Below are 22,031 nucleotides of genomic sequence, written 5' to 3'. Positions count from 1 at the left end.
TTCCTGTATGTTGGTGGTGTTGTCCGTGCTGCCCTGACCTCCGCGAAGGGTCCCGTTCGCCATGCCTTCCTCCACCCTGATCGAACGCCCCGCGGCCGACGCGGCCGCTCCCGTGAGCCCCGCCCCCCGACGGCGTACCCGGGTGTTCGCGCTGCCCGAGGCCCGCTGGGCCGCCCTGGCGCTGGCGCTGTTCCTGGTCGCGCTGCCGCTGCAGCTCGCCGGCGCTCCGGCGTGGGCGTGGGGCCCGCTGTACGCGCTCGCCTACGCGAGCGGCGGCTGGGAGCCCGCCTGGGCGGGCCTGCAGGCACTGCGGGAGAAGACGCTCGACGTCGATCTGCTGATGATCGTGGCGGCGCTGGGGGCGGCGGCGGTCGGGCAGGTGATGGACGGTGCGCTGCTCATCGTCATCTTCGCCACCTCCGGCGCGCTGGAGGCGATCGCGACCGCGCGCACCGCCGACTCGGTGCGCGGTCTGCTCGACCTCGCACCGGCGAGCGCCACCCGGGTGCTGGACGACGGCACCGAGGAGAGCGTCCCGACCGGGCGGCTGGCCGTCGGCGACGTGATCCTGGTGCGTCCCGGTGAGCGGATCGGCGCGGACGGCCGCGTGGTGGACGGCGCGAGCGACGTCGACCAGGCCACCATCACCGGTGAACCGCTGCCCGTGGCCAAGGGGGGCGGCGACGAGGTGTTCGCCGGGACGTTGAACGGCACCGGCGCGCTGCGAGTGAAGGTCGAGCGGGATGCCTCGGACTCGGTGATCGCCCGGATCGTGCGGATGGTCGAGGAGGCCTCCGAGACCAAGGCGCCGACGCAGCTGTTCATCGAGAAGGTCGAGCAGCGGTACTCGATCGGCATGGTCGTCGCCACCCTGGCGGTGTTCGCCGTGCCGCCGGCCTTCGGCGCGGGCCTCACCGACTCGCTGCTGCGCGCGATGACGTTCATGATCGTGGCCTCGCCGTGCGCCGTGGTGCTGGCGACCATGCCGCCACTGCTGTCCGCGATCGCCAACGCGGGGCGGCACGGTGTCCTGGTGAAGTCCGCGGTGGTGATGGAGCGTCTGGGCCAGGTCGACGCGGTCGCTCTCGACAAGACGGGCACCCTCACCGAGGGCACGCCGCGGGTCACCGACGTCCGCCCCCTGGCCGGCGCCGGACTCACGGAGGGGGAGCTGCTGGCGCTCGCGGCGGCGGCCGAGCACCCCAGCGAGCACCCGCTCGCCCGGGCCGTCGTGGAGGCCGCCCGTGCCCGCGGCCTCGTCCTGGCCGCGGCCGAGGACTTCACCTCCGCCCCCGGCATCGGAGTGACCGCCACGGTCGACGGCCGGGCCGTCGCGGTCGGCGCCCCGGCCCGGCTGCTGGACGACTCCGGGGACGCCGTCTCGGCTCGCGCCGCCGCGCTCGCCGCCGAGCTGGAGGACGGCGGGCGCACCGCGGTCCTGGTCGAGGTCGACGGGGCCCCGGTCGGTGTGCTCGGCATCGCCGACCGTCTGCGCCCGGACGCCGCCGACACCGTGGCCGCGCTGACCGCGCTGACCGGAACGCCGCCGATGCTGCTCACCGGCGACAACCCGCGCGCCGCCGCCCGCCTGGCCGCCGAGGTCGGCATCACCGACGTCCGCGCCGGGCTGCTGCCGCAGGACAAGGTCGCCGCCGTCAAGGAGCGGGAGCGGGCGGGCCGCACGGTGATGGTGATCGGGGACGGCGTCAACGACGCCCCCGCGCTGGCCGCCGCCCACACCGGCGTCGCCATGGGCCGCGCCGGATCCGACCTCGCCCTGGAAACCGCCGACGCGGTGGTCGTGCGCGACGAACTCGCCACCGTCCCCGCCGTGGTGGCGCTCTCCCGCCGAGCCCGCTCCCTGGTCGTGCAGAACCTGGTCATCGCCTCGGTGTTCATCACCGTGCTGGTGGTCTGGGACCTGCTCACCGCCCTCCCGCTACCGTTGGGCGTCCTCGGCCACGAGGGCTCGACCGTCATCGTCGGCCTGAACGGCCTGCGGCTGCTCCGCGAGGCCGCCTGGTCCAAGGCCCGCGCCGAGGGCCGCCGGTGAGGCCGCGCCCGGCCCTCGGAAGGACCTCTCGGCCGCCGGCCGTCGGGGGAGCGCTCGGGCCGAACCCGGCCCTCGGAAGGACCCCCGGCCTGGGGCGCCGGTGAACCAGGCCGCGGCAGGCCTGGCGGCCGGGCTCCCGGCACTCCGTGCCACTCGGCCGTGACGGCCAGGGCCGTTGGACCCTCGCCTGATGCCACCGGCCCGGAGGATGCTCGGATCATCGGCGCCCCCGTCGGCAGGGAGTGAACCACGATGACCACCGAAACCGCCCTCACCGCCGCGGACCTGCGCCTGCTGGCCGAAGCCGGAGGTGCGGCGCCCTCGCTGCACAACAGCCAGCCCTGGCGCTTCCGCCCCACGGCCGACCTGCGGGGCCTGGAGGTCCACGCCGACCCGAGCCGGGCCGTCCCGGCCGCCGACCCGGACCGCAGGGCGCTGCACATCTCGATCGGCGCCGCCCTGTTCAACCTGCGGGTGGCGGCCGCCCACCTCGGCCGTGAGGCCGTCGTCCACCTCCTGCCGGAGGGCGAGGACGGCCAGCCGCGTGCCGTGCTCGATCTGTCGACACCGGCCCGCACACCGGAGCCCTTCGGCGCCGATCTCTACCCGGCCGTCGCCGTGCGCCACTCCAGCCGCCAGCCGTTCATCAACCGGGACGTCCCCGAGGCGCTGGTCGCCGAGTTCATCGGGGCCGCCGGAGCCGAAGGCGTCACGTTCACCATGCTGGAGGAGCACGCCGTACGCCGGGTGCTCGCGCTCACCTCCGAGGCCGAGGCCCGCATCGCCGCCGACGTCGCCCGCGAGGCCGAGACCCGCACCTGGCTGCGCCTGGAGCCGTCCTGGGACGGCATCCCGATCGCCAGTCTCGGCTCGCACGACCGCGACGCCCGCATCCCGATGCGCGGGTTCACCGGACACCCGCCACGCCACGGCACCCCGGCCGAACGCTTCGAGGCCCTGCCCCAACTCGCCACCCTCACCACGCACTTCGACCGCCAGGCCGACTGGCTGCGTACCGGACAGGCGATGGAACGGGTCTGGCTGCTCGCCACCGCCCACGGCCTGCGCGCCTCCGTCCTGCACCAGGCCGTCGAGATCCCCGCCACCCGCTGGCGCCTGCGTGACCCCGCCGACGGTCCCGCGCACGTCCACGTGGTCCTGCGTCTCGGGTACGGTCCGCCCGGGGCGGCCAGCCCGCGTCGGCGGGTCGAGGACATCCTCGACCCGCCGGAAGAGTAGGTGAGCCGGGGGTCGGGTGAGCCGGAGCGGCAGGCGGGACGACGCGCGTGCGGCGGCCCGGCCCCCGCGCCGGAGCGGGCCGCGCCCGTCAGCGGATCCCGCCTCCCCGGCCGCCGCCCGTGGCCGACGAGGCGGCCTGCCCGTCGCCCGGGTGACCGGCCCGCGGGACCCGCACGACTGCGACCCCTGCCTCCAGATCCACCGCTGTCCGGTTCGGCGGCGCCCCGCCCTCCTCGTCGTCCCTCATCATCGGGGACGACTGGCGTTCCTTGAGTTCGTTCTGCTTCCCGGGCGAAAAGCTCGCATGGAGCTGCTCGAACCCGGTGGCGGACACCTGGCCCTGTCGGACGCCGTTCCGCCACGGGAGCAGGCCGGCCCGCCCGGCACGCAGAAGCAGCTGGGCAGAAGCAGCTGGTCGGCGAAGGCCAGGGCGGTCAGCACGATGACCAGTCCGGGCAAGGTCACGAAGACGGCGAATCCCATCCCCCAGTATCGGCCGCAGGGGTGCCGGCAGGGAGACCGGACAGCCGCTCGGTCCCGGACCGCAGGCCGGTGAGGCCCCGACGGCGCGTTCTTGCCGCCGACCAGGCATGACGTCCTCGCGGGCGAGGTCGCGGGAGCGGATGGCACGGCGCGCAGGGCGCGGGTGGCGCCGAGGGCGCCGGAGGCTCCCCCGTCCAGTCGGCCCGGCACGGGGCCGCCGGGACGGTGCCGCGTGCTGCCCGTCCCGGCTCAGACCAGGCCGGCTCCCCAGGCGCGGGCGCGGTCGAGTTCGCCGGCGCGCAGCGGTCCGTCGTTGTCCTCGACGATGAAGCCCTCGGGTTCGGCGACCACGTCGTAGCGGTGGCCGGAGAGCCGGTGGGCGATGCCGTGGGCGGCGCCGCCGGCCCGGGGCATGTCGACCCGGGTGTCGAACGCGGCGGCGTGGGTGCCGGGTTCGGTCTTCGGGAGGTCGTGGAACCAGGACCGCAGGCCCGGTCCCTCGGCGCTCTCCCGGGCCTCGGTGGCGGCCTGCTCCCGGCCCTCCTTGTGCTTCTCGGCCGTGGCGGCCATCCGGCGGCTGAGCCCGGAGGACATGCCGTGCATGTGCGTCGGGCCGCCGACCACCAACAGGTCCGCGGAGCGGGTGGTGTCCGCGTCGGCGTCGGCCACCGGGACACAGTCCACGGCCGCGCTGGGGTCGGCCTGGTGGACGCCTTCGGCGATCGCCTCGGCGATCTCCCGGGTGTTGCCGTATATGCTCTCGTACACGATCACGGTGTGCATGGTCTCCACCTTTCGTCCCCCCGCCTGGTTCCGGAACGTCCTTGTGCGGGTGGGCCGTTCGGCCCGGATCGGCTCGCCGGACGGTCCCGTCAGCCGTGCGGGACGACCGCGACCGGGCAGTGGGCGCGGTGCAGCAGGCCGTGCGGGACGGAGCCGAGCCGCATGCCGGTGAAGCCGCCGTCGCCCCGGCGGCCGACGACCACGGCGAGGGCGTGTTCGGAGGCCAGGGCGAGCTCCTCGACCGGGTGGCCGCGGACCAGCTCGTGGGTCATCGCGACGTCGGGGTGGCGGGCGCGGTGACCGGCGGTGGTCTCGAAGAGCATCCTCCGCAGCGACTGTTCCGCGGCGCTCTCGTCGAGGCGGGCGACGGGTGCGCGCTGCCAGACCCGGATGACGCGCAGGGCGGCCCGGCGTTCGGCGGCGAGGTCGAACGCGAAGTCGACGGCGGCCTCCGAGGACGGGCTGCCGTCCACACCGAGCACGACGTACGGCGGGTCCTGGGTGATGTGTTCGGGGCCGTGGACCACGACCACCGGGCAGTGCGCCCGGGCGCTGACCGGGACGGCCACCGAGTAGACGCTCAGGGCCTCCGCCACGCGGCCCAGCCGGCGGGAGCCGAGGGCGACGAGCGTGGCGTACCGGGACTCGTGGCAGAGCGCGGGAGCCGGGACGTCCTCGGCGACGAAGGTGGTCACGGCGAGGCCGGGGTGTCGCTCGCGGGCGACGGCGGCGGCGCGATCGAGTGCCTCGTCGGCCCGCTCGCGCAGGGCCTTGTGGTACCGGCCCTCGTCGAACGGGCGGAACTCGCGGAGCATCGACGGGACGGCGTGCACCAGCCGCAGCGGCAGTCCCCGGCGGGCGGCCTCGTCGGCGGCCCAGGCGGCGGTCATCGGGCCGGTGTCGTCCGCGTCGACACCGAGCACGACGGGACGGCCGGGGCTGTCGGAAGTCGCGGATGTCATGGCGGTCCTCCTCGGTTCGGCGCTGCGGCTCGGCGCTGCGATTCGGCGCTACGGTTCGGCGCTGCGGACCAGCTCCCACGCTAGGCACGGCCCGGCGCCCGCCGCGAGGGCCGACCGGCCCCGTCGCGGGAGACCGGCGGGCCCACCCGCACCATCACCGGCCGGCGCTCCGGGACGGCCCCGGCGGCCCTGGGGCGCCCGAGCCGACCACGGAAGAGTGGGGTGCGAAGCCGCACGACGAGGAGGTGGCCACGATGGTCCGGATCAAGGTCGTCACGCGGCCGACCCGACCCCACGAACCCCCGCCGCTGGACCTGCGGACCCCGTCCGGCCGCCGACTGCCCTTCTGACGGGCGCCGATCCGCCTCTTCAAGGCGTCGGACACCGACCTCGGGCGTCGAGGCGAGGGGCGTCCAGGCGTCGGACATGGCGTCAGACACCTTGCTTGCGCACCCTCGCCACCGCGCCCCCGGCGAGCCGGCTCGGTCCGTGCCCGGGCCCAGGGCCGGACGGACCCCGGCCCGGGACCGTCCGGCCCTCGGAGAGCCGCGGCGGGCTCGGAGAGACTGACCCGTGAGAACCGACCCGTGAGAGCAGGGGCCGTCCCCGCACCGAGGAGGCGCGTCATGTCCGCCGCAGCCACCACGCCCAGGCGCCCCGCCTCCCGTACCTCGCTGCGCGGGCACGTCCGGCGGGCCGCCGGCCGGGACCCCAACCCGCTGTGCCGCCCGCTCGACCGGGCCTACAGCCGTCTGGTGGCCGGGGCGGCGCTGATGGCGCTGGCCGCGTTCGTCCTGGCGGTGGTCGCGGCGCTGCTGGTGTACGGCGTGGAGACGCACGACGCGCGGCAGGCCGCCCGGCACCGGCACGTCGTCACCGCCGTCACCACGGGCCCGGCGCAGCCGGACGACCCGCGGTCGGCCGGCGCGCGGCAGCACGCCCCGGCGCGGTGGACGTACCCGGTCGGGCCCGGCGCCGGCAGCGTCCCCGTACCGGACGGCACGGACACCGGGGCGGTCGTCCGGATCGGTCTGAACGACGCCGGACAGCCGGCCAGTGCGCCCAGGTCGACCGAGTTGATCGTCTCGGACGCCGTCCTGGTGGGCCTCGGCACGGTCACCGCGCTCGGGTTCGGCACCGAGGGCTGGTGGGCGCTGCGCCGGCGCGGGCTGGACCGGCGGGCCGAGCGGAGCTGGGAGTCCGCCTGGGAGCAGGTGGAACCGCGGTGGTCGGGGCGCCGGTGAGGGGCCGCGCGTTCACAGGTGGAAGCAGCGGGTCCGGCCCGGCCGGATCGTCGCCTCGGTGCCGCGCAGCCGGATCCGGACCGGCTCCTGGCGGTCCTCGCGCAGGCTCACCGTGACGGTGCGGCGCTCGACGGCGATCGCCAGGCCCCAGTGGCCCCGGTAGCGCAGGTCCAGGTCCAGCCGGCCCAGGGCGGACGGCAGGCGGGGGTCGAGCCAGAGGGCGTCCTCGCGGACCTCCAGGCCGGTGTAGCAGCGCTGCAGGAGGTCCACCGCGCCCGCCATCGCGCCCAGGTGGACGCCCTCGGCGGTGGTGCCGCGCTGGCTGTCCCGGAGGTCGGCCACCAGGGCGTCGCGGAAGTACCGCCAGGAGGCGCGGCGGTCGGAGCGGGTCAGGACCCAGGCGTGCACCACCGAGCTGAGGGTGGAGCCGTGGACGGTGCGCCGCAGGTAGTGGTCGGTGGTACGGCGCAGCAGTTCGTGGGGCGCCGGGTAGCCGAGGTGGCGCAGCAGGTCGCGGACCTCGCGGGCGGAGAACAGGTACCAGAGCATCAGGGCGTCGGCCTGCTTGGAGGCCTTGTAGCGGTTGACGGTGTCGCCCTCGGCCTCCAGGATCCGGTCGAGCCGGCGCAGGTCGGTGTAGCGCAGCCGGTAGGCCGTCCAGTCGAGCTCGGCGAGCCGCTCGTAGCCGTCGAACTGGCTGAGGACGCCCTCGTGGAAGGGCACGTGCAGTCGCCGCCCCACCTCCTGCCAGCGTTCCAGCTCCGCGTCGTCGAGGTCGAGGCGTTCGCGCAGCTCGTCGCGGCGGTAGCCGGGCAGGACGTCCAGGGCGTCCCCGGCGCGGGCCAGCACCCAGGAGGCCAGCACGTTGGTGTACGCGTTGTCGTCCAGGCCGGGCCGGTCCGCCCAGGGGTAGGCGTCGTGGTACTCGTCGGGGCCGAGCACCCCGCGGATCGACCACCGCTCCCGGGCCGGGTCGTAGGCGGCCGCGGACGACCAGAAGCGCGCGATCTCCAGGAGCGTCTCGGCGCCGGCGGTGGCCAGGAAGTCCCGGTCCCCGGTGGACTGGTAGTACTGCCAGATGTTGTACGCGACGGCCGAGCCGACGTGCCGCTGCAGGTGGCTGTGGTCGGGCAGCCAGCGGCCGGACAGCGGGTTGAGGTGCAGTTGCTGGGACTCCTCCCGTCCGTCGCTCGCGCTCTGCCACGGGTACATCGCCCCGCGCAGGCCGACCGCCCGGGCCTCCCGGCGGGCGGCGTCGAGACGGCGGTGCCGGTAGCGCAGCACGGCGCGGGCGAGCTCGGGGAAGCGCAGGTTGAGCAGCCGCAGCACGAACAGCTCGTCCCAGAAGACGTGCCCCCGGTACGCCTCGCCGTGCAGCCCCCGGGCGGGGACGCCGACGTCGAGGTCGACGGAGTGCTCGGAGTAGGCCTGGAGGAGGTGGAACAGGTTCAAGTGCAGCGGACCGGCGCCGTCGAAGTGGGCCTCGATCCCGCAGCGGCGCCACAGCTCCGCCCAGCGCAGGGCGTGTTCGGCCAGCAGGTCGTCGAAGCACCCGGCCTCGGCGGCGAGTTGGCGGGAGGCGCGCAGCGGTGTGTCGATCGCCCGGTCGCGGGAGGTGTGCACGGCGACGGTTTTGGTGACGGTGACGGGGTGGCCGCGTTCGGTGTCCAGGGTGAGCAGGTGGGCCGTCCAGCCCTCGCGGCATTCGGTCGCCACCGCCGCCCCGGGTGCGCTCAGCCGGGCGCTGAGGGCGATCCGGACGGGCGCGCCGGTGGTCTCCGTCTCCAGCCACAGCGATCCCGCCTCGTCCACTCCCTGGCCGACCGGTCGGAGGTGGTGCTCGGTCAGGCCCCGGTAGCGGGCCACGCCGGTGTTGGCGACGCGGCCGTCGAGGCCCGAGCGGACCTCCAGCGGCCCGGACCAGTTCTCGGGGGTGAGGGTGGTCTCCAGCGCGAGCAGGTGCGGCCGGGCCTGGCTGGCGAGGCGGCGCTGCAGCAGCCGGGTCCGGCGTCCCCGCCCGTCGACGACGAGCGCGGTGCGGGTCAGCAGTCCCCGGCGCAGGTCCAGCTCCAGAGTCTGCTCGGCGGGCGGTCCGGTGAACCATTCCCCGCCCGCCGGGCGGAAGGTCAGCGGAAGCCAGTTCGGGCAGTTGACCAGGTCCTCGTTGCCGACCACGCGACCGTCGACGGTCGACTCCGCACGGTCGTAGCAGCCGGCCAGGTACGTCCCCGGGTAGTGCACCCCGTCGGCGACCGACTCCGGTGCGGCGCCCCGGCTGACCAGGTAACCGTTGCCGACCGCGCACAGGGCCTCCCGCAGCCCCTCCTCGGCCGGGTCGAAGCCCTGGTAGCGGAGGGTCCACGCGTCGGGCATGTCGGGCGGCCCCACCGGTGAGTCCGTTGCCACGTCACGACCTCCGTTGCCGACCGCTTCGTCCCCCAGTCTGCGCACCGCGGGGCCGGGCCGCCCGTTGCGGGAGGCCCGCCCGCGGACCCCCGTGCCCGGGGTGAAGCGGTTCATTCTGCCCGGGGTGAAGCGGTCCGTTCCCGCGGCTCGAAGGAAGCCGGGACGGAGAGGTGCGGTGGGGGACGGCGGACGGCCGGGCGATGCCGGTCGGCGGGCCGGCCGGGGCCGGTCGGCCCTCGCGGGCCGTCCCGGCCGCGCGGAGCCTGGAAGGGCAGAACGGCGACGGCCGAGGAGGCGCCATGTCCACCGTCCACCCGCCGCACCCCACCGCCGAGGCCCTGCTGGCCGACGGCACCACGGTGGAACTCCGGCCGCTCGGGCCGGACGACCACCGGGCGGTGCTCGACCTGCACGCCGACGGGATGTCCGAGGAGAGCCGCCGGATGCGGTTCCTCGGGGTCAGCCGCAACGCGCCGAAGCTGGCCGCCGACCGGCTCTGCGGGCCGCCGCGCACCGGCCTCCTGGCGCTCGGCGCCTGGGCGGGGGAGGAGCTGGTCGGCGAGGCGGACTGCGAGCAGGTGGACGAGCCGCCGCAGACCGCGGAGCTGGCGCTCGCGGTGGCCGACCGCTGGCACCACCGGGGTGTCGGCACCCTGCTGCTGGAACACCTGGTGCACGCCGCCCGTGCCGCCGGCATCCGCTCCTTCGAAGCCGACACGCTGTTCGGCAACCGGGCCGTCCACCGGGTCTTCGCCGACCTCGGCCTGCCCGTCGAACGCCGCTACACACAGGGCGAGGTCAGGATCCGGGTGCCGCTGGACGAGGGCGACGAGCGCTACCGCTCGGCCGTGGAGGAACGCGGCCGGCGCGCCGACGTCGCGAGCATGACGGCGCTGCTGCGCCCGGCCTCGGTCGCGGTGGTCGGGGTGTCCCGGCGGGCGGGCTCGGTCGGGCGGACCGTCCTCGGGAAGATCCGGCACGGCGGCTTCGCGGGCGCGGTCTGGGCGGTGAACCCGCACGCGGCGGAGATCGACGGCGAACCCGCGTACCCGTCCGTCCGCGCCCTGCCCGCCGTGCCGGACCTCGCCGTCCTGGCGGTGCCCGCCGGCGCCGTCCCGGGAGTGGCCGAGGAGTGCGGCGCCGCTGGGGTCCGGGCGCTGGCGGTGCTCACCTCCGGACTCGGGGCGCAGGAGGCCCGCGCGCTGATGCGCGCCTGCCGCCGGCACAGCATGCGCCTGGTCGGGCCGAACAGCCTGGGCCTGGCCCAGACCGATTCGGCCGTCCGGCTGGACGCCGAGTTCGGCGGTGCCTTCCCGAGGCCGGGGACGGCCGGGGTCGCCGTGCAGAGCGGCGGTGTCGGGATCGCCCTGCTGCAGCGGCTGGCGTGGCTGGGCATCGGGGTGTCGAGCTTCGTCTCGCTCGGCGACAAGTACGACGTCAGCGGCAACGACCTGCTGCAGTGGTGGGAGGCGGACGGCCGCACCGACCTCGCGCTGCTCCACCTGGAGTCCTTCGGCAGCCCGCGCGCCTTCGCCCGCACGGCACGGCGCGTCACCCGCACCATCCCGGTGCTCACCGTCGACGCCGGTCGCTCCACCGCCGGTCGCCGCGGCGCGGCCTCGCACACCGCGGCCGCCGCCACCCCGACCGTCACCCGGGAGGCGCTGTTCCGGCAGGCCGGCATCACGGCCACCCACAGCATCGAGGAACTCGTGGCGGCCGCCGCCCTGCTGCACGCCCAGCCCCTGCCGGACCCGCGCGGGGCGGTCGCCGTGGTGTCCAACGCGGGCGGCATCGGCATCCTGGCCGCGGACGCCTGCGCGGAGGTCGGGCTGGACCTGCCGGAACTCCCGGCGGACCTCGCGAGGTCACTCCCCTCCGGCGCCTCCGTCCGCAACCCGGTGGACACCACCGCGGCGGTGGGCCCTGGCGAACTCACCCACTTCCTCCGGGCGTTGGAGCGCCAGCCGGCCGTGGACGCCGTCCTGGTGTGCCTGGTGCCGACGGCACTCGGGGGGACACCCGACCGCGATCCGGTCCAGGCCCTGGTGGAGGGGCCGGGCCGGCGCCGCGTCCCGCTCGCCGCCGTCCTGCTCGACCAGCAGGTGCCCGTCCGCTACCTGACCTGCGCCGACGGCGGACTGATCCCGGTCTACTCGGACCCCGTCGCCGCCGCCCGCGCCCTCGGCCACGCCCGGGACCGCGCCCGCCGGCTCGCCGAGCCGCTCTCGCCGCCCGCCGACGCGCCGGACTGCGACCGGCGCGCCGCCCGCAGCCTGGTCGACGGCCACCTCACCGCCCACCCCGAGGGCGGCTGGCTGGACCCGCTGTCCACCACCGAGCTGCTGGAGGCCTACGGGCTGCCGCTGACCAGGACCGTGTGGGCGCGCGACGATCGCGCGGCGGCCGACACCGCCGCGGAGCTGATGCGGTTCGGGTACGGGGGAAAGGTGGCGCTCAAGGCGTACTGGCCGGGCCAGGTGCACAAGAGCGCCGCGGGCGCCGTCCGAACCGGCCTCGCCACCGAGGCCGAAGTGCGGGCCGTCTACCAGGAGTTCACGGAAAGGTTCGGCGAGGAGCTGGCCGGAGCGGTGGTCCAGCCGATGGCCGCCCCCGGCGTCGAACTGCTCGCGGGAATCGTCCAGGACCAGGTCTTCGGCCCGCTCGTCGTCCTCGGTATGGGCGGTACCGCTGCCGACGTGCTGGCCGACCGGGCGGCCCGGCTCGCCCCGCTGAGCGAACGCGACCTGACCACCATGGTCGCCGAACTCCGCGGCGCACCAATGCTGTTGGGCGACGGCGCCGCGCCCCCCGTCGACCTCGCCGCGATCCGCTCCGTGCTCGCCCGGCTGTCCCGGCTCGCCGAGGACTTCGCCGAGGTCGTCGAGGCCGACCTCAACCCCGTCATCCTGCGCCCCGACGGCGCCGTCTGCGTGGACGCCCGGATCCGCCTCGAACGCCGGCCGTCCTTCGACCCCTACCTGCGACGACTGCGGCGCCCGGCCGTCGCCGAAGGGACGTGAACACCGTGCGGCACAGCATCCTCGACGGCACGGCCGCCGACACCTTCCCGGCCGCCGAACCCGCGCGCCCGAGCGGCCGCACCCGGGTCCGCGACTGCATGCGCCGACCCGGGGTCGCCGTCACCCCGGGCACCGACTTCGCCACCGTCGCCGCCGTGCTGGGCGCCACCCGGCACGGCATCGTGCCCGTGGTGTCCACCGACGGCACGGTCGTCGGCGTGGTCGCCGCCTCCGACCTGCTCGCCGTCTACGCCGAGGAGGAGCCGCGGCGCGACCTGTGCGCCCGCGACCTCATGACCGCCCCGGCGGTCACCGTCACGGCGGAGACCGAGGCGACCGCCGCCGTCGCCGAGCTGACCGGACACGGCCTGCACCACCTGCCCGTCCTGGACACCGACGGCCGCCTCGCCGGCCTGCTCTCCGCAGCCGACCTGCTCGACGCGCTGCGCCGCGAGGACGAGGCCATCCGCACCGAGGCCCTCGCCCTCGCACTCACCCCCGGCACCGGCGTCGTCCCCGGCTCCCTCCACGTCCGCTGCGAACGCCGCCGGCTGTCCGTCGCCGGCCGCACCCGCACCCGCGGCGACGCCGCCGCCCTCTGCCTCCGACTCGCCCGCATCGACGGCCTCGCCGCCCTGACCGACCACCTCACCTGGGACCAGGAGGACACCGCGCCCCCGACGCCCCCGCGCTGACGCCCGGTGGCCCCGTCCCGGGGATCTGCCGTTCGGTGGTCGCCGGGGCAGCCCGGCGCCGGTCGTCGGGCTGCCCGTCGTCATGGCCCGCTCCCGTGGGGCCCTCCATCGTCCCGCCGGGCGGCCGCGCCGTCCTGGGCCGGACCGGCCCTGCCGGTGGGGACCGTACGGCCCTGTCCGGCGCGGTCCGGCGGGCGGACAGTGAAGGCGGGACTACCCGAGGAGGAGTGAGGACGATGCAGCACCGCAGCGTCAACGACGTGATGACCCGCGAGGTCGTCACCGCCCGGCCCGACACGCCGTTCAAGGAGGTCGCGGCGCTGTTCCACCGCAACGACATCACCGCGATCCCGGTGATCGACGACCAGGGCCGTCCGCTCGGCCTGGTGTCCGAGGCCGACCTGCTCCGCAAGGAGGCCGTCCTGCCGGACCCGGAGGGCCGCTACCAGGGCCGCTGGCTGGACGCCAAGGACCGGGCCCGCGCCGAGGCCGAGACCGCCGGCGGGCTGATGACCAGCCCCGCCGTCACCGCCCGCCCCGGCTGGTCGGTGCCGGAGGCCGCGCGCGTCATGGACAAGCACAAGGTCAAGCGGCTACCCGTGATCGACGAGGTCGGCCGGCTGGTCGGCATCGTGAGCCGCCGGGACCTGCTGGCGGTCTTCCTGCGCCACGACGCGGCGATCCGCGACGAGATCAACCACGACGTGCTCGGCCAGACCCTCTGGCTCGCCCCCGGCGACGTCCGGGTCGCCGTGCACGACGGCGTGGTCACGCTGGACGGGCGGCTGCCGCGCCGGAGCCTGATCCCGATCACCGAGCGGCTCTGCCGGGCCGTGGACGGCGTGGTCGCCGTCCACGCCACCCTCGACTGGACCGAGGACGACACCGAGCAGCCCCTGGAACACCCCCGCGCCTACCGCGCGATGTCCTAGGAGACCACGATGAGCAGCACACCGAGCACCGTCGCCGACGTCATGACCCACGCCGTGGTGGCCGTGGGCCGCGACGCGGACTTCCGGGAGGTCACCGAAACCCTGCAGCGCTGGCAGGTCAGCGCCGTCCCCGTGCTGACCGGCGACGGCCGGGTGATCGGCGTCGTCTCCGAGGCCGACCTGCTCACCGCCCGGGACCGCGACGGCGAACGCGCCGACGCCCTGACGGCCGGGAGGATGATGTCCGTCCCGGCCGTCACCGTGCATCCCGGCAGCCCCCTGGGCGAAGCCGCCCGGGTGATGGCCCGAGGCCACCTCAAGCGGCTCCCGGTGGTCGACGAGGAGGACTACCTGGTGGGCATCGTCAGCCGCGGCGACCTGCTCAAGGTCTACCTCGGCGACGACCGCGAACTCGCCGACCGGGTCCGCTTCGAACTGGCCGCCACCCTCGGCCCGAGCGCCGCTGTCGACACCGACGTCCGCTGCGAGGACGGCCGGATCACCCTGACCGGAGACCTCCCGGACGCCGTTCCCGCGCCCCTCCTGGAGCGGCTCGTGCGCTCCGTGCCCGGCGTGGCCGGCGTCGAACTGCGGCTCGCCGCACCGGCCTGACCGGGGAGGCGGCCACGCTCCCCGCTCCTTCCCGCCGCGGTCGCCGCGGTCGTCGGCTCGCGGGCGGCCGCGCGGCTGACGCGGACCGTGCCTGACGCGGTGCGCGGCTCGGCGCGGGCGCGCAGAATCGGTGGTGCCACCGCCCGATCGGTGGTGCCACCGTTCGCGCGAACCCCAGGGAGCAGGCCATGGACACGCCCCAGCCCGTCCGGGTGTTCCTCCTCGATGACCACGAGGTGGTCCGCCGGGGCGTCCGGGACCTCCTGGAGGCCGAGGCGGACATCGAGGTGGTCGGCGAGGCCGGCAGCTGCGCCCAGGCCCTGGCCCGGGTGCCCGCGCTGCGCCCGGACGTCGCGGTGCTCGACGTACGGCTCCCGGACGGCGACGGCGTGACCGTCTGCCGGGAGCTGCGCGACCGGATGCCCGGGCTGGTCTGCCTGATGCTGACCTCCTTCGACGACGACGACGCCCTGCTCGACGCGATCATGGCCGGGGCGGCCGGCTACGTCCTGAAGCAGGTCAAGGGCGCCGACCTGGTCAGCGCCGTCCGTACGGTGGCCTCCGGCCAGTCCATGCTCGACCCGGCGACCACCCGCAAGCTGATGGAGAGCCTGCGCCACCACGAGGAGAGCGCGACCGACGAGGCCCTCGCCGGGCTCACGCCGCGGGAGCGGGAGATCCTCGCGCTGGTCGGCGAGGGCAAGACGAACCGCCAGATCGGCCAGGAGCTCTACCTCGCCGAGAAGACCGTGAAGAACCACGTCTCGCGCCTGCTCGCCAAGCTGGGCGTCGAGCGACGCCTCCAGGCCGCCGTCCTCGCCGCCCACGCCGAGCCCGAGCAGCAGCACCACCAGCGCCCGCGCTGACCCGCCGTGCCCGGACGGGCCCGCAGGTAGAGCCGAACGGCCCAATCTGAGCGCCGGCCCACGGCCGCACGGTGGAGGTGGGACCGACCCGACGGGCGCTGCACCCATCACCCGCCGGGACGGCCCGCGCGGCGGCGGCGACCCGTCCGTCTCCGGTCACGACGCACCCTGGAGGCGGTCATGCCCACCCTCGCCCTCGACGCCGTCGCGCTGGAGACGCTCGTCTCCGCGGCGGTCGCCGCGCCCTCGATCCACAACAGCCAGCCCTGGCGCTTCCGGCTGCAGCCGGAGACCTCGACGGTCGAGGTCCGGGCCGACCGCAGCCGCGCCGTGCCGGCCGCCGACCCGCAGGGCCGGGCGCTGCACATCTCCGTCGGCGCGGCCCTCCTGAACCTGAGAATCGCCGCCCGCCACCTCGGCTGGGCGCCCGACGTGCGCCTGCTGCCCGACCCCGCCGACCCCGACCTGTTGGCCGCCGTCGAACTCGACACCCCGGCCGCCGCACCGGTGCCGGGCACCGAGAAGCTCTACGCGGCGATCTGGCGCCGCCACTCCAGCCGGGCGCCGTTCACCGCCGAGCCCGTCCCGCCGGCCGTCCTCGACGAGCTGACCGCCGCCGCCCACTCCGAGGACGCCCTGCTCCACCTGCCCGACCCCGAGGAGACCGCCCGCCTGCTGCACCTCACCGCCGAGGCGGAACGGCGCAATACCACCGACCGGGCCCAGCGCACCGAGAGCCGCAGCTGGATCCGCACCGGCGAGGCACCGCCGTACGGCATCCCGGTCGGCGCGCTCGGCCCCCAGGACGCGGCCGGCCACCTGCCGATGCGCGACTTCTCCGCCATCCACGCCGCCGAGCACCGGGCCCCCGCCCACTTCGAGGACGAGCCCCGCATCGCCGTCCTCGCCACCGAGCACGACACCCCCGCGGACTGGCTGCGCGTCGGCCTCGCCCTGGAACACGTCCTGCTCGCCGCCACCGTCCACGGCGTCCGCGCCTCCCTGCTGCACCAGGCCATGGAGTGGCCCTACCTGCGCTGGGAGGCCCGCGACCCGCACCACGGCCCGGGCCACGTCCAGATGCTGATCCGCCTCGGCTACGGCCCCGAGGGCGCCCCGACGCCCCGGCTGGCGCCCGGCGAGGTGACGGACTGACGGTCACCCGGGCAGCGGGACCCGCCACATCAGTTCGGTGCCGCCTTCGGAGCGGTTGCGGGCGGTGAAGACGCCTCCCAGGGCGGTGGCCCGGTCGGCGAGGTTGGCGAGGCCACTGCGGCGGCCGCCCTCGTGGAGGCCGACTCCGTCGTCGGTGACCGTCACGGTCAGCTCCTCGTCGGCGGCCACGGCGACCTCCACGGCGCCGGCCGCCGCGTGGCGGGCGGCGTTGGACAGGGCTTCCTCCAGGACCGCGACGGCCGCGTCCGCCACCTCGGCGGGCACGGCCACGTCGAGCAGGCCGGCCATCCGCAGGGCCGGGGCGAAGCCGAGCGAGCGGGCGGCGCGCTCCACGACCTCGACCACGCGGGTGCGCAGGCCGGTCGCCGCCGGGCCGCGCTCGCGCACGCGCAGACCGAAGATCGTGGCGCGAATGGTCCTGGCGGTCTCGTCCAGGTCGTCGATCGCCCGCAGGACGCGGTCGGTGGCCTCGGGGTGCTCGATGAAGCGGGTCGCGCCCTGCAGCGTCATCCCGGTGGCGAAGAGCCGTTGGATGGCCAGGTCGTGCAGATCGCGGGCGATCCGGTCGCGCTCCCGCAGCAGCGCGACCTGCTCGGAGTCCCGGCGCCGCTCGGCGAGCTCCATGGCCACCGCCGCCTGACCGGCGAAACCGAGCAGCGGCCCGGACTCCTCCTCCTCGAACAGGGGCGAGCCCGCCGCCCTGGCCAGCAGCAGGACACCCCGGACCCCGCGCTCGGCGGTCCCGACGGGCACCGCGACCGCCGGGCCCAGGCCCTGCCAGCGCGGCGGACCGGCCGTGATCCGGGGATCCCGCTGAACGTCGGGACTCACCACGAGCCCGCCGGTGCGGAAGGCCGCACCCATGAACGAGCCCTCCACCGGCAGCACCAGGCCGCGGTGTTCCCGCTCGCCGAGGCCGACGGCGATCCGCACCTCCAGCTCGCCGGTCTCGGGCAGCGGTACGGCCACCACGGCGAGGTCCGCACCGGCGATCTCGGTGGCGCGGGCGAGCAGCAGGTCCAGCACCTCCTGCTCCGCGCTGCCGGAGAGCAGGCTGCTGGTCACCTCCGCACTGGCCTCCAGCCAGCGCTGGCGCTGCCGGGCGCGGGCGTACAGCCGGGCGTTGTCGATGGCCACGCCGGCGGCGACGGCGAGGGTGGCGAGCACCGACTCGTCCTCGGCGTCGAAGTCGCCGCCGCCGCGTTTCTCGGTCAGGTAGAGGTTGCCGAACACCTTGTCCCGGATCCGGATCGGCACCCCCAGGAAGCTGCGCATCGGCGGATGGTTGTCCGGGAAGCCGTAGGAGGCCGGATGGTCGGAGATCCGGCTGAGCCGCAGCGGCTCCGGGCGGCGGATCAGCTCACCGAGGATGCCGTGCCCCGACGGCAGGTCGCCGATCAGCTTGACCTGGTCGTCGGTGACCCCGACCGGGATGAACTGCGACAACCGCTGGTCCTCGCCGATCACCCCGAGGGCGCCGTACTCGGCGTCCACCAGGGTGACCGCCGCCTCCACGATGTGCTGCAGGGCCTGGGAAAGCTCCAGTTCGCGCCCGACCGCCAGCACCGCCTCCAGCAGGCTGTGCACCCGGTCCCGGGTGCCGCGGGCGGCGTCCAACCGGGCCTGGAGCTCCTCCAGGAGCTCGTCCAGGCGCAGCTTCGGCACCGGGGTGCCGGCCTCCGACGCGCCGCCGCCCGAGCTGTTGTCCAAGGGAACCTCCCCGGCCGACCCCCGATGTCCACTGACCAGCCTAGGCGCGCCCACGGCGGCTCGTCGGGCGAAGGGGGCCCATCGGCCCAGGGGACGCACCCCACCGGCCCCTGACCGCGCGCACCTCCGTGGAGAACGCTGGAGGGGAGAGCGGAACCGCGCGGGATCCGCCGCCCGAGAGGAGCGACGACACCATGAAAGCGCTCACCTACCACGGACCCGGCCGCCGCACCTGGGGCGACGTCCCCGACCCGGCCGTCCGGGACCCGGAGGACGCCGTCGTCCGGGTGGACGCGGTCACGATCTGCGGCACCGACCTGCACATCCTCAAGGGCGACGTCCCCGAGGTCACCGAAGGCCGGGTCCTCGGCCACGAGGCCGTCGGCACCGTCACCGCGACCGGACCGGGCGTGCGCACCGTCACGGCCGGCGACCGCGTGCTGGTCTCCTGCATCTCCGCCTGCGGCCGCTGCGCCTACTGCCGCACAGCGGCCTACGGCCAGTGCACCGGAGGCGGCGGCTGGATCCTCGGCCACCTGATCGACGGCTGCCAGGCCGAGTACGTCCGCACCCCGTTCGCGGACACCTCGCTCCACAAGCTGCCCGACGGTGTCCGCGACGAGGACGCCCTCCTGCTCGCGGACATCCTGCCCACCTCCTACGAGGTCGGCGTCCGCAACGGCCGCCTCGGCCCGGGCGACACCGTCGCCATCGTCGGCGCCGGACCGATCGGGCTCGCCGCGATCCTCACCGCCCGGCTGTACAGCCCCGCCCGCGTCATCGCGATCGACCTCGCCCAGAGCCGCCTCGACGCCGCCAAGCGCTTCGGCGCCGACACGACCCTCACCGTCGCGGAGGCCGACCCGGAGGCCGTCCGGGAGCTGAGCCGGGACGGGCTCGGCGTGGACGTCGCGATCGAGGCGGTCGGCGTCCCCGAGTCCTTCGAGCTCTGCACCCGCCTGGTGCGCCCCGGCGGCCGGGTCGCCAACGTCGGCGTGCACGGCAAGCCCGCCGTGCTCCACCTGGAGGACCTCTGGATCCGCGACGTCACCATCACCACCGGCCTGGTCGACACGAACAGCACCCCGCTGCTGCTCGACATGCTGGCCGTCGGCCGGCTCGACGTCGCCGGGCTGGTCACCCACCGCTTCGGCCTCGGCGAGATGCAGGAGGCGTACGACGTCTTCACCGATGCCGCCGAGACCGGTGCGCTCAAGGTCGCGCTCTTCCGGACGTGACCCACCATGTACGCGGGAGACACCACCATGACCAGCAGACCCGCTTCCGGCGAGCTCGTCGGCCGGATCCTCCGGCGCTGCGACCAGTTGGGGATGAGCGAGGGGACGCTCGCCCGCCGGGCCGCGATGTCGCCCGCCTACGTGCGGCAACTCCTGCAGGCGGGGCCGGAGTTCGACCCGCCGGGGTTCGTCCGCATCACCGCCGTGCTCGGGATGGCCTGGCCGGAGCTCCTGTCCGGCCGACGCCCCGACCCGCTGCCCGCAGCGGCCGAAGCCGATCCCCGCCCCCGGCTCCGCCGCCTCACCGAGCCGGAGTGCTGGGAGCTGCTCGGCTCCCACGGCATCGGCCGGATCGGCCTGCCCGGCGCCTCGGCACCCGTCGTCCTCCCGGTGAACTACGTGGTGGACGCCCGCACGATCGCCTACCGCACGGCTCCCCGGGGCGCCGCGGCGCCGAGGCAAGGCTCTCCGGTCTCCTTCGAGGTGGACCACACCGACGACCACCGGCGCCGGGGCTGGAGCGTCCTCCTGCTCGGCGAGGCCCACCACGTCGACACCCCGGACGAGGAACGGCGCCTCGCCGCCCGACCCGGGGCCGAGCCGTGGGCCGGCGGCGACCGACCGCTCTGGGTCCGTGTCCGCCCCGCCGACGTCACCGGCCGCTCCGTCGAGTCGGGCTGAGGGCCCGTCGACCGCCCTGGTCGTCGGTGCTTCGGGCGCCGCGCCGGCGGTCGCCGGCGGCGCCTTCGTCCTCCGCCGCCGACGCGACACCGGCGGCTGGGTCCCGTCCGCTTCGCCCCGGCTCCGGCCGGGGCGAAGTCGTGTGCGTTGCTGCGCGATGTCTTGACGGTGTCCTGGCGGGTGGCCATAGTGATGCGCGTTGCGGCACGGGAGGTGTCCGTGCCGTCGTCACGCGCGCCCTTCCGGCCGGAATTGTTAGCGCTAACAGAAATCAGGCGCCTTCCTTCCTCCACCCGTGAAGGAGTTCGTCCATGACCACTCGATCGTGGCTGCGCCGCGCCCGGCAGGCGCTGTCGGCAGCGGGAACGACCGCGGTGCTCGTCGCCGGCCTGCTCACCGGTGCGGCCACCGCCTCCGGGACCGCCACCCAGGGCCCGTGCGACGTCTACGCCGCGGGCGGCACGCCGTGCGCGGCGGCGCACAGCACCACCCGCGCGCTGTTCGCCGCCTACGACGGCCCGCTGTACCAGGTGCAGCGGGCCTCGGACGGCACGCTGCGCGACGTCCGGGTGCTGTCCGCCGGCGGCGTCGCCGACGCCGCGGCGCAGGACTCCTTCTGCGCGGCCACCACGTGCACCATCACCCGCGTCTACGACCAGACCGGCGGCGGCAACACCCTGGTCTACCAGGGGCCCGGCGGGACCGGCGGCGCCGACACGGCGGCCGTCGCGAACACGGAGGCGCTGAGCGTGGGCGGCCACAAGGCGTACGCGCTCTTCATCAACCCCGGCAACAGCTACTTCGCCCACAACGCCGCCGGGGGAGTGCCGACCGGCAGCGCGCCCGAGGGCGAGTACATGGTCACCAGCGGCACGCACGTCAACCAGGGCTGCTGCTTCGACTACGGCAACACGGAGATCGACCACAAGGCCGACGGCAACGGCGCCATGGACGCGATCAACTTCGGCACGGAGTGCTGGTTCGGCGGCTGCACCGGAACCGGGCCGTGGGTGCAGGCGGACCTGGAGAACGGCCTGTTCCCCGGCGGCAGCAGGTCATGGAACCCCGACCAGGTCTCGCAGACCAGCCGCTTCGTCACCGCGATGCTCAAGAACGACGGCACCACCCGGATGGCGCTCAAGGGCGCCGACGCCCGGGCCGGGGGACTGACCCAGCTCTACAGCGGCCCACTGCCCACCGGGTGGAGCCCGATGCACAAGCAGGGTGCCGTCATCCTCGGCAGCGGCGGCGACTGCTGCCAGACCAACCGCAACGCGAGCGCGGGCACCTTCTACGAGGGCGCCATGGTCAGAGGCTACCCCTCGGACGCCACCGACGCCGCGGTCCAGGCCAACGTCGCGGCGGCCGGCTACCGCACCGACACCAGCACCCCGTTCACCCCCGGTGCGAAGGTGTCGCTGCAGGCCACCACCGCCTGCTGCACCGGCGACTACCTGCGGCACGACACGGGCGACGACGGGGTGGTGATCGCGCCGGTGACCGCGGGCAGTTCCGCCACCGACAAGGGCCGCGCGACCTGGATCGTCCGGGCCGGCCTGGCGGACAGCGGCTGCGTCTCCTTCGAGTCGGCCGACACCCCCGGCAGCTACCTCAGGCACTACGCGTTCCAGCTCCACCTCCAGCCCGACGCCGGGACCAGCCAGTTCGCCGCCGACGCCACCTTCTGCCCGCAGCCCGGGAACAGCGGGACCGGCTACTCGCTCAAGTCCTTCAACTTCCCCTCCAAGTACGTCCGCCACTACCGCTTCACCGGCTACCTCGCGAGCGACGGCGGCACCGACGCCTGGGACAGCCCGTCGTCATGGGCCCAGGACACCAGCTGGCTCGCGGCCGCCCCCTGGAGCTGACGGCCGCAGCCCGAGCCCGGTCCGGCGGCGACGACGGACGAGCCGAACCGGACCACACCT

The 22,031-nt window shown here is 75.5% G+C and carries 16 protein-coding genes and 1 pseudogene; 12 read left to right on the top strand and 5 right to left on the bottom strand.

The genetic code is table 11. From position 1 onward, the window contains the following. The first annotated feature begins 61 nt into the window (after window positions 1-61). Window positions 62-2,053, top strand: coding sequence for a heavy metal translocating P-type ATPase (locus ACZ6Y7_RS28400; RefSeq protein ID WP_465760783.1), 1,992 nt, complete (start codon window positions 62-64; stop codon window positions 2,051-2,053). Between the two features lie 252 nt (window positions 2,054-2,305). Further along, entirely contained in the window at window positions 2,306-3,292 is a 987-nt protein-coding gene (locus ACZ6Y7_RS28395) for an Acg family FMN-binding oxidoreductase (RefSeq protein WP_465760782.1), read from the top strand. An 88-nt stretch (window positions 3,293-3,380) separates the two neighbouring features. Here the strand turns inward: ACZ6Y7_RS28395 and ACZ6Y7_RS28390 are convergent. From ACZ6Y7_RS28390 to ACZ6Y7_RS28380, 3 genes and pseudogenes are all read right to left on the bottom strand, one after another. Continuing rightward, window positions 3,381-3,775 (bottom strand): annotated as a pseudogene (locus ACZ6Y7_RS28390) (DUF6191 domain-containing protein). A 249-nt stretch (window positions 3,776-4,024) separates the two neighbouring features. Further along, window positions 4,025-4,558 (bottom strand): flavodoxin family protein, encoded by a 534-nt coding sequence (locus ACZ6Y7_RS28385; RefSeq protein ID WP_465760781.1) that lies wholly within the window; start codon window positions 4,556-4,558, stop codon window positions 4,025-4,027. 89 nt (window positions 4,559-4,647) lie between these two features. Beyond that, entirely contained in the window at window positions 4,648-5,520 is an 873-nt protein-coding gene (locus ACZ6Y7_RS28380; RefSeq protein WP_465760780.1) for a universal stress protein, read from the bottom strand. Between the two features lie 626 nt (window positions 5,521-6,146). Between ACZ6Y7_RS28380 and ACZ6Y7_RS28375 the strand changes: the two genes are divergently transcribed. Beyond that, the gene (locus ACZ6Y7_RS28375; protein ID WP_465760779.1) at window positions 6,147-6,764 is read left to right on the top strand and encodes an Rv1733c family protein; all 618 of its coding nucleotides are present in this window, start codon (window positions 6,147-6,149) and stop codon (window positions 6,762-6,764) included. Window positions 6,765-6,776: 12 nt separating this feature from the next. Here the strand turns inward: ACZ6Y7_RS28375 and ACZ6Y7_RS28370 are convergent, their stop codons facing one another. Next, entirely contained in the window at window positions 6,777-9,137 is a 2,361-nt protein-coding gene (locus ACZ6Y7_RS28370) for a glycoside hydrolase family 65 protein (RefSeq protein ID WP_465760778.1), read from the bottom strand. A gap of 332 nt (window positions 9,138-9,469) precedes the next feature. Between ACZ6Y7_RS28370 and ACZ6Y7_RS28365 the strand changes: the two genes are divergently transcribed. The 6 genes from ACZ6Y7_RS28365 (at window position 9,470) to ACZ6Y7_RS28340 (ending at window position 16,453) form a co-directional block, all read left to right on the top strand. After that, a complete protein-coding gene (locus ACZ6Y7_RS28365; RefSeq protein WP_465760777.1) occupies window positions 9,470-12,193 on the top strand; it encodes a bifunctional acetate--CoA ligase family protein/GNAT family N-acetyltransferase in 2,724 nt (907 codons plus the stop codon). 5 nt (window positions 12,194-12,198) lie between these two features. Beyond that, window positions 12,199-12,888 carry a CBS domain-containing protein gene (locus ACZ6Y7_RS28360; protein WP_465760776.1) on the top strand — a complete coding sequence of 230 codons (690 nt, stop codon included), beginning with the start codon at window positions 12,199-12,201 and terminating at the stop codon, window positions 12,886-12,888. A 236-nt stretch (window positions 12,889-13,124) separates the two neighbouring features. Continuing rightward, entirely contained in the window at window positions 13,125-13,820 is a 696-nt protein-coding gene (locus ACZ6Y7_RS28355; protein WP_465760775.1) for a CBS domain-containing protein, read from the top strand. Window positions 13,821-13,829: 9 nt separating this feature from the next. Beyond that, window positions 13,830-14,432 carry a CBS domain-containing protein gene (locus ACZ6Y7_RS28350; protein WP_465760774.1) on the top strand — a complete coding sequence of 201 codons (603 nt, stop codon included), beginning with the start codon at window positions 13,830-13,832 and terminating at the stop codon, window positions 14,430-14,432. Window positions 14,433-14,620: 188 nt separating this feature from the next. Beyond that, entirely contained in the window at window positions 14,621-15,298 is a 678-nt protein-coding gene (locus tag ACZ6Y7_RS28345; protein ID WP_465760773.1) for a response regulator, read from the top strand. Between the two features lie 180 nt (window positions 15,299-15,478). Beyond that, complete coding sequence (locus ACZ6Y7_RS28340) at window positions 15,479-16,453, top strand: Acg family FMN-binding oxidoreductase (RefSeq protein ID WP_465760772.1); 975 nt, start codon at window positions 15,479-15,481, stop codon at window positions 16,451-16,453. A 3-nt stretch (window positions 16,454-16,456) separates the two neighbouring features. Here ACZ6Y7_RS28340 and ACZ6Y7_RS28335 read toward each other — a convergent pair whose 3' ends face one another. After that, window positions 16,457-18,184, bottom strand: coding sequence for a sensor histidine kinase (locus ACZ6Y7_RS28335; RefSeq protein ID WP_465760771.1), 1,728 nt, complete (start codon window positions 18,182-18,184; stop codon window positions 16,457-16,459). 194 nt (window positions 18,185-18,378) lie between these two features. Between ACZ6Y7_RS28335 and ACZ6Y7_RS28330 the strand changes: the two genes are divergently transcribed. From ACZ6Y7_RS28330 to ACZ6Y7_RS28320, 3 genes are all read left to right on the top strand, one after another. After that, the gene (locus ACZ6Y7_RS28330) at window positions 18,379-19,422 is read left to right on the top strand and encodes a zinc-dependent alcohol dehydrogenase family protein (RefSeq protein WP_465760770.1); all 1,044 of its coding nucleotides are present in this window, start codon (window positions 18,379-18,381) and stop codon (window positions 19,420-19,422) included. 27 nt (window positions 19,423-19,449) lie between these two features. Beyond that, window positions 19,450-20,103, top strand: a complete 654-nt coding sequence (locus ACZ6Y7_RS28325) for a pyridoxamine 5'-phosphate oxidase family protein (RefSeq protein WP_465760769.1) — start codon at window positions 19,450-19,452, stop codon at window positions 20,101-20,103. Window positions 20,104-20,414: 311 nt separating this feature from the next. Then, entirely contained in the window at window positions 20,415-21,971 is a 1,557-nt protein-coding gene (locus ACZ6Y7_RS28320; protein ID WP_465760768.1) for an alpha-L-arabinofuranosidase B, read from the top strand. Window positions 21,972-22,031: the final 60 nt, after the last annotated feature.

The sequence above is a fragment of the Kitasatospora sp. NPDC053308 genome (assembly GCF_055585785.1).
Note: the sequence above shows the minus strand (reverse complement) of the source record. Positions and strands in the feature narration are given on the sequence as shown.

Excerpts from the sequence above, each read along its gene's own strand:
- ACZ6Y7_RS28400 (WP_465760783.1), top strand. The coding sequence starts at position 62 with ATGCCTTCCTCCACCCTGATCGAACGCCCCGCGGCCGACGCGGCCGCT.
- ACZ6Y7_RS28395 (WP_465760782.1), top strand. The coding sequence starts at position 2,306 with ATGACCACCGAAACCGCCCTCACCGCCGCGGACCTGCGCCTGCTGGCC.
- ACZ6Y7_RS28385 (WP_465760781.1), bottom strand. The coding sequence starts at position 4,558 with ATGCACACCGTGATCGTGTACGAGAGCATATACGGCAACACCCGGGAG.
- ACZ6Y7_RS28380 (WP_465760780.1), bottom strand. The coding sequence starts at position 5,520 with ATGACATCCGCGACTTCCGACAGCCCCGGCCGTCCCGTCGTGCTCGGT.
- ACZ6Y7_RS28375 (WP_465760779.1), top strand. The coding sequence starts at position 6,147 with ATGTCCGCCGCAGCCACCACGCCCAGGCGCCCCGCCTCCCGTACCTCG.
- ACZ6Y7_RS28370 (WP_465760778.1), bottom strand. The coding sequence starts at position 9,137 with ATGCCCGACGCGTGGACCCTCCGCTACCAGGGCTTCGACCCGGCCGAG.
- ACZ6Y7_RS28365 (WP_465760777.1), top strand. The coding sequence starts at position 9,470 with ATGTCCACCGTCCACCCGCCGCACCCCACCGCCGAGGCCCTGCTGGCC.
- ACZ6Y7_RS28355 (WP_465760775.1), top strand. The coding sequence starts at position 13,125 with ATGCAGCACCGCAGCGTCAACGACGTGATGACCCGCGAGGTCGTCACC.
- ACZ6Y7_RS28350 (WP_465760774.1), top strand. The coding sequence starts at position 13,830 with ATGAGCAGCACACCGAGCACCGTCGCCGACGTCATGACCCACGCCGTG.
- ACZ6Y7_RS28345 (WP_465760773.1), top strand. The coding sequence starts at position 14,621 with ATGGACACGCCCCAGCCCGTCCGGGTGTTCCTCCTCGATGACCACGAG.
- ACZ6Y7_RS28340 (WP_465760772.1), top strand. The coding sequence starts at position 15,479 with ATGCCCACCCTCGCCCTCGACGCCGTCGCGCTGGAGACGCTCGTCTCC.
- ACZ6Y7_RS28330 (WP_465760770.1), top strand. The coding sequence starts at position 18,379 with ATGAAAGCGCTCACCTACCACGGACCCGGCCGCCGCACCTGGGGCGAC.
- ACZ6Y7_RS28325 (WP_465760769.1), top strand. The coding sequence starts at position 19,450 with ATGACCAGCAGACCCGCTTCCGGCGAGCTCGTCGGCCGGATCCTCCGG.
- ACZ6Y7_RS28320 (WP_465760768.1), top strand. The coding sequence starts at position 20,415 with ATGACCACTCGATCGTGGCTGCGCCGCGCCCGGCAGGCGCTGTCGGCA.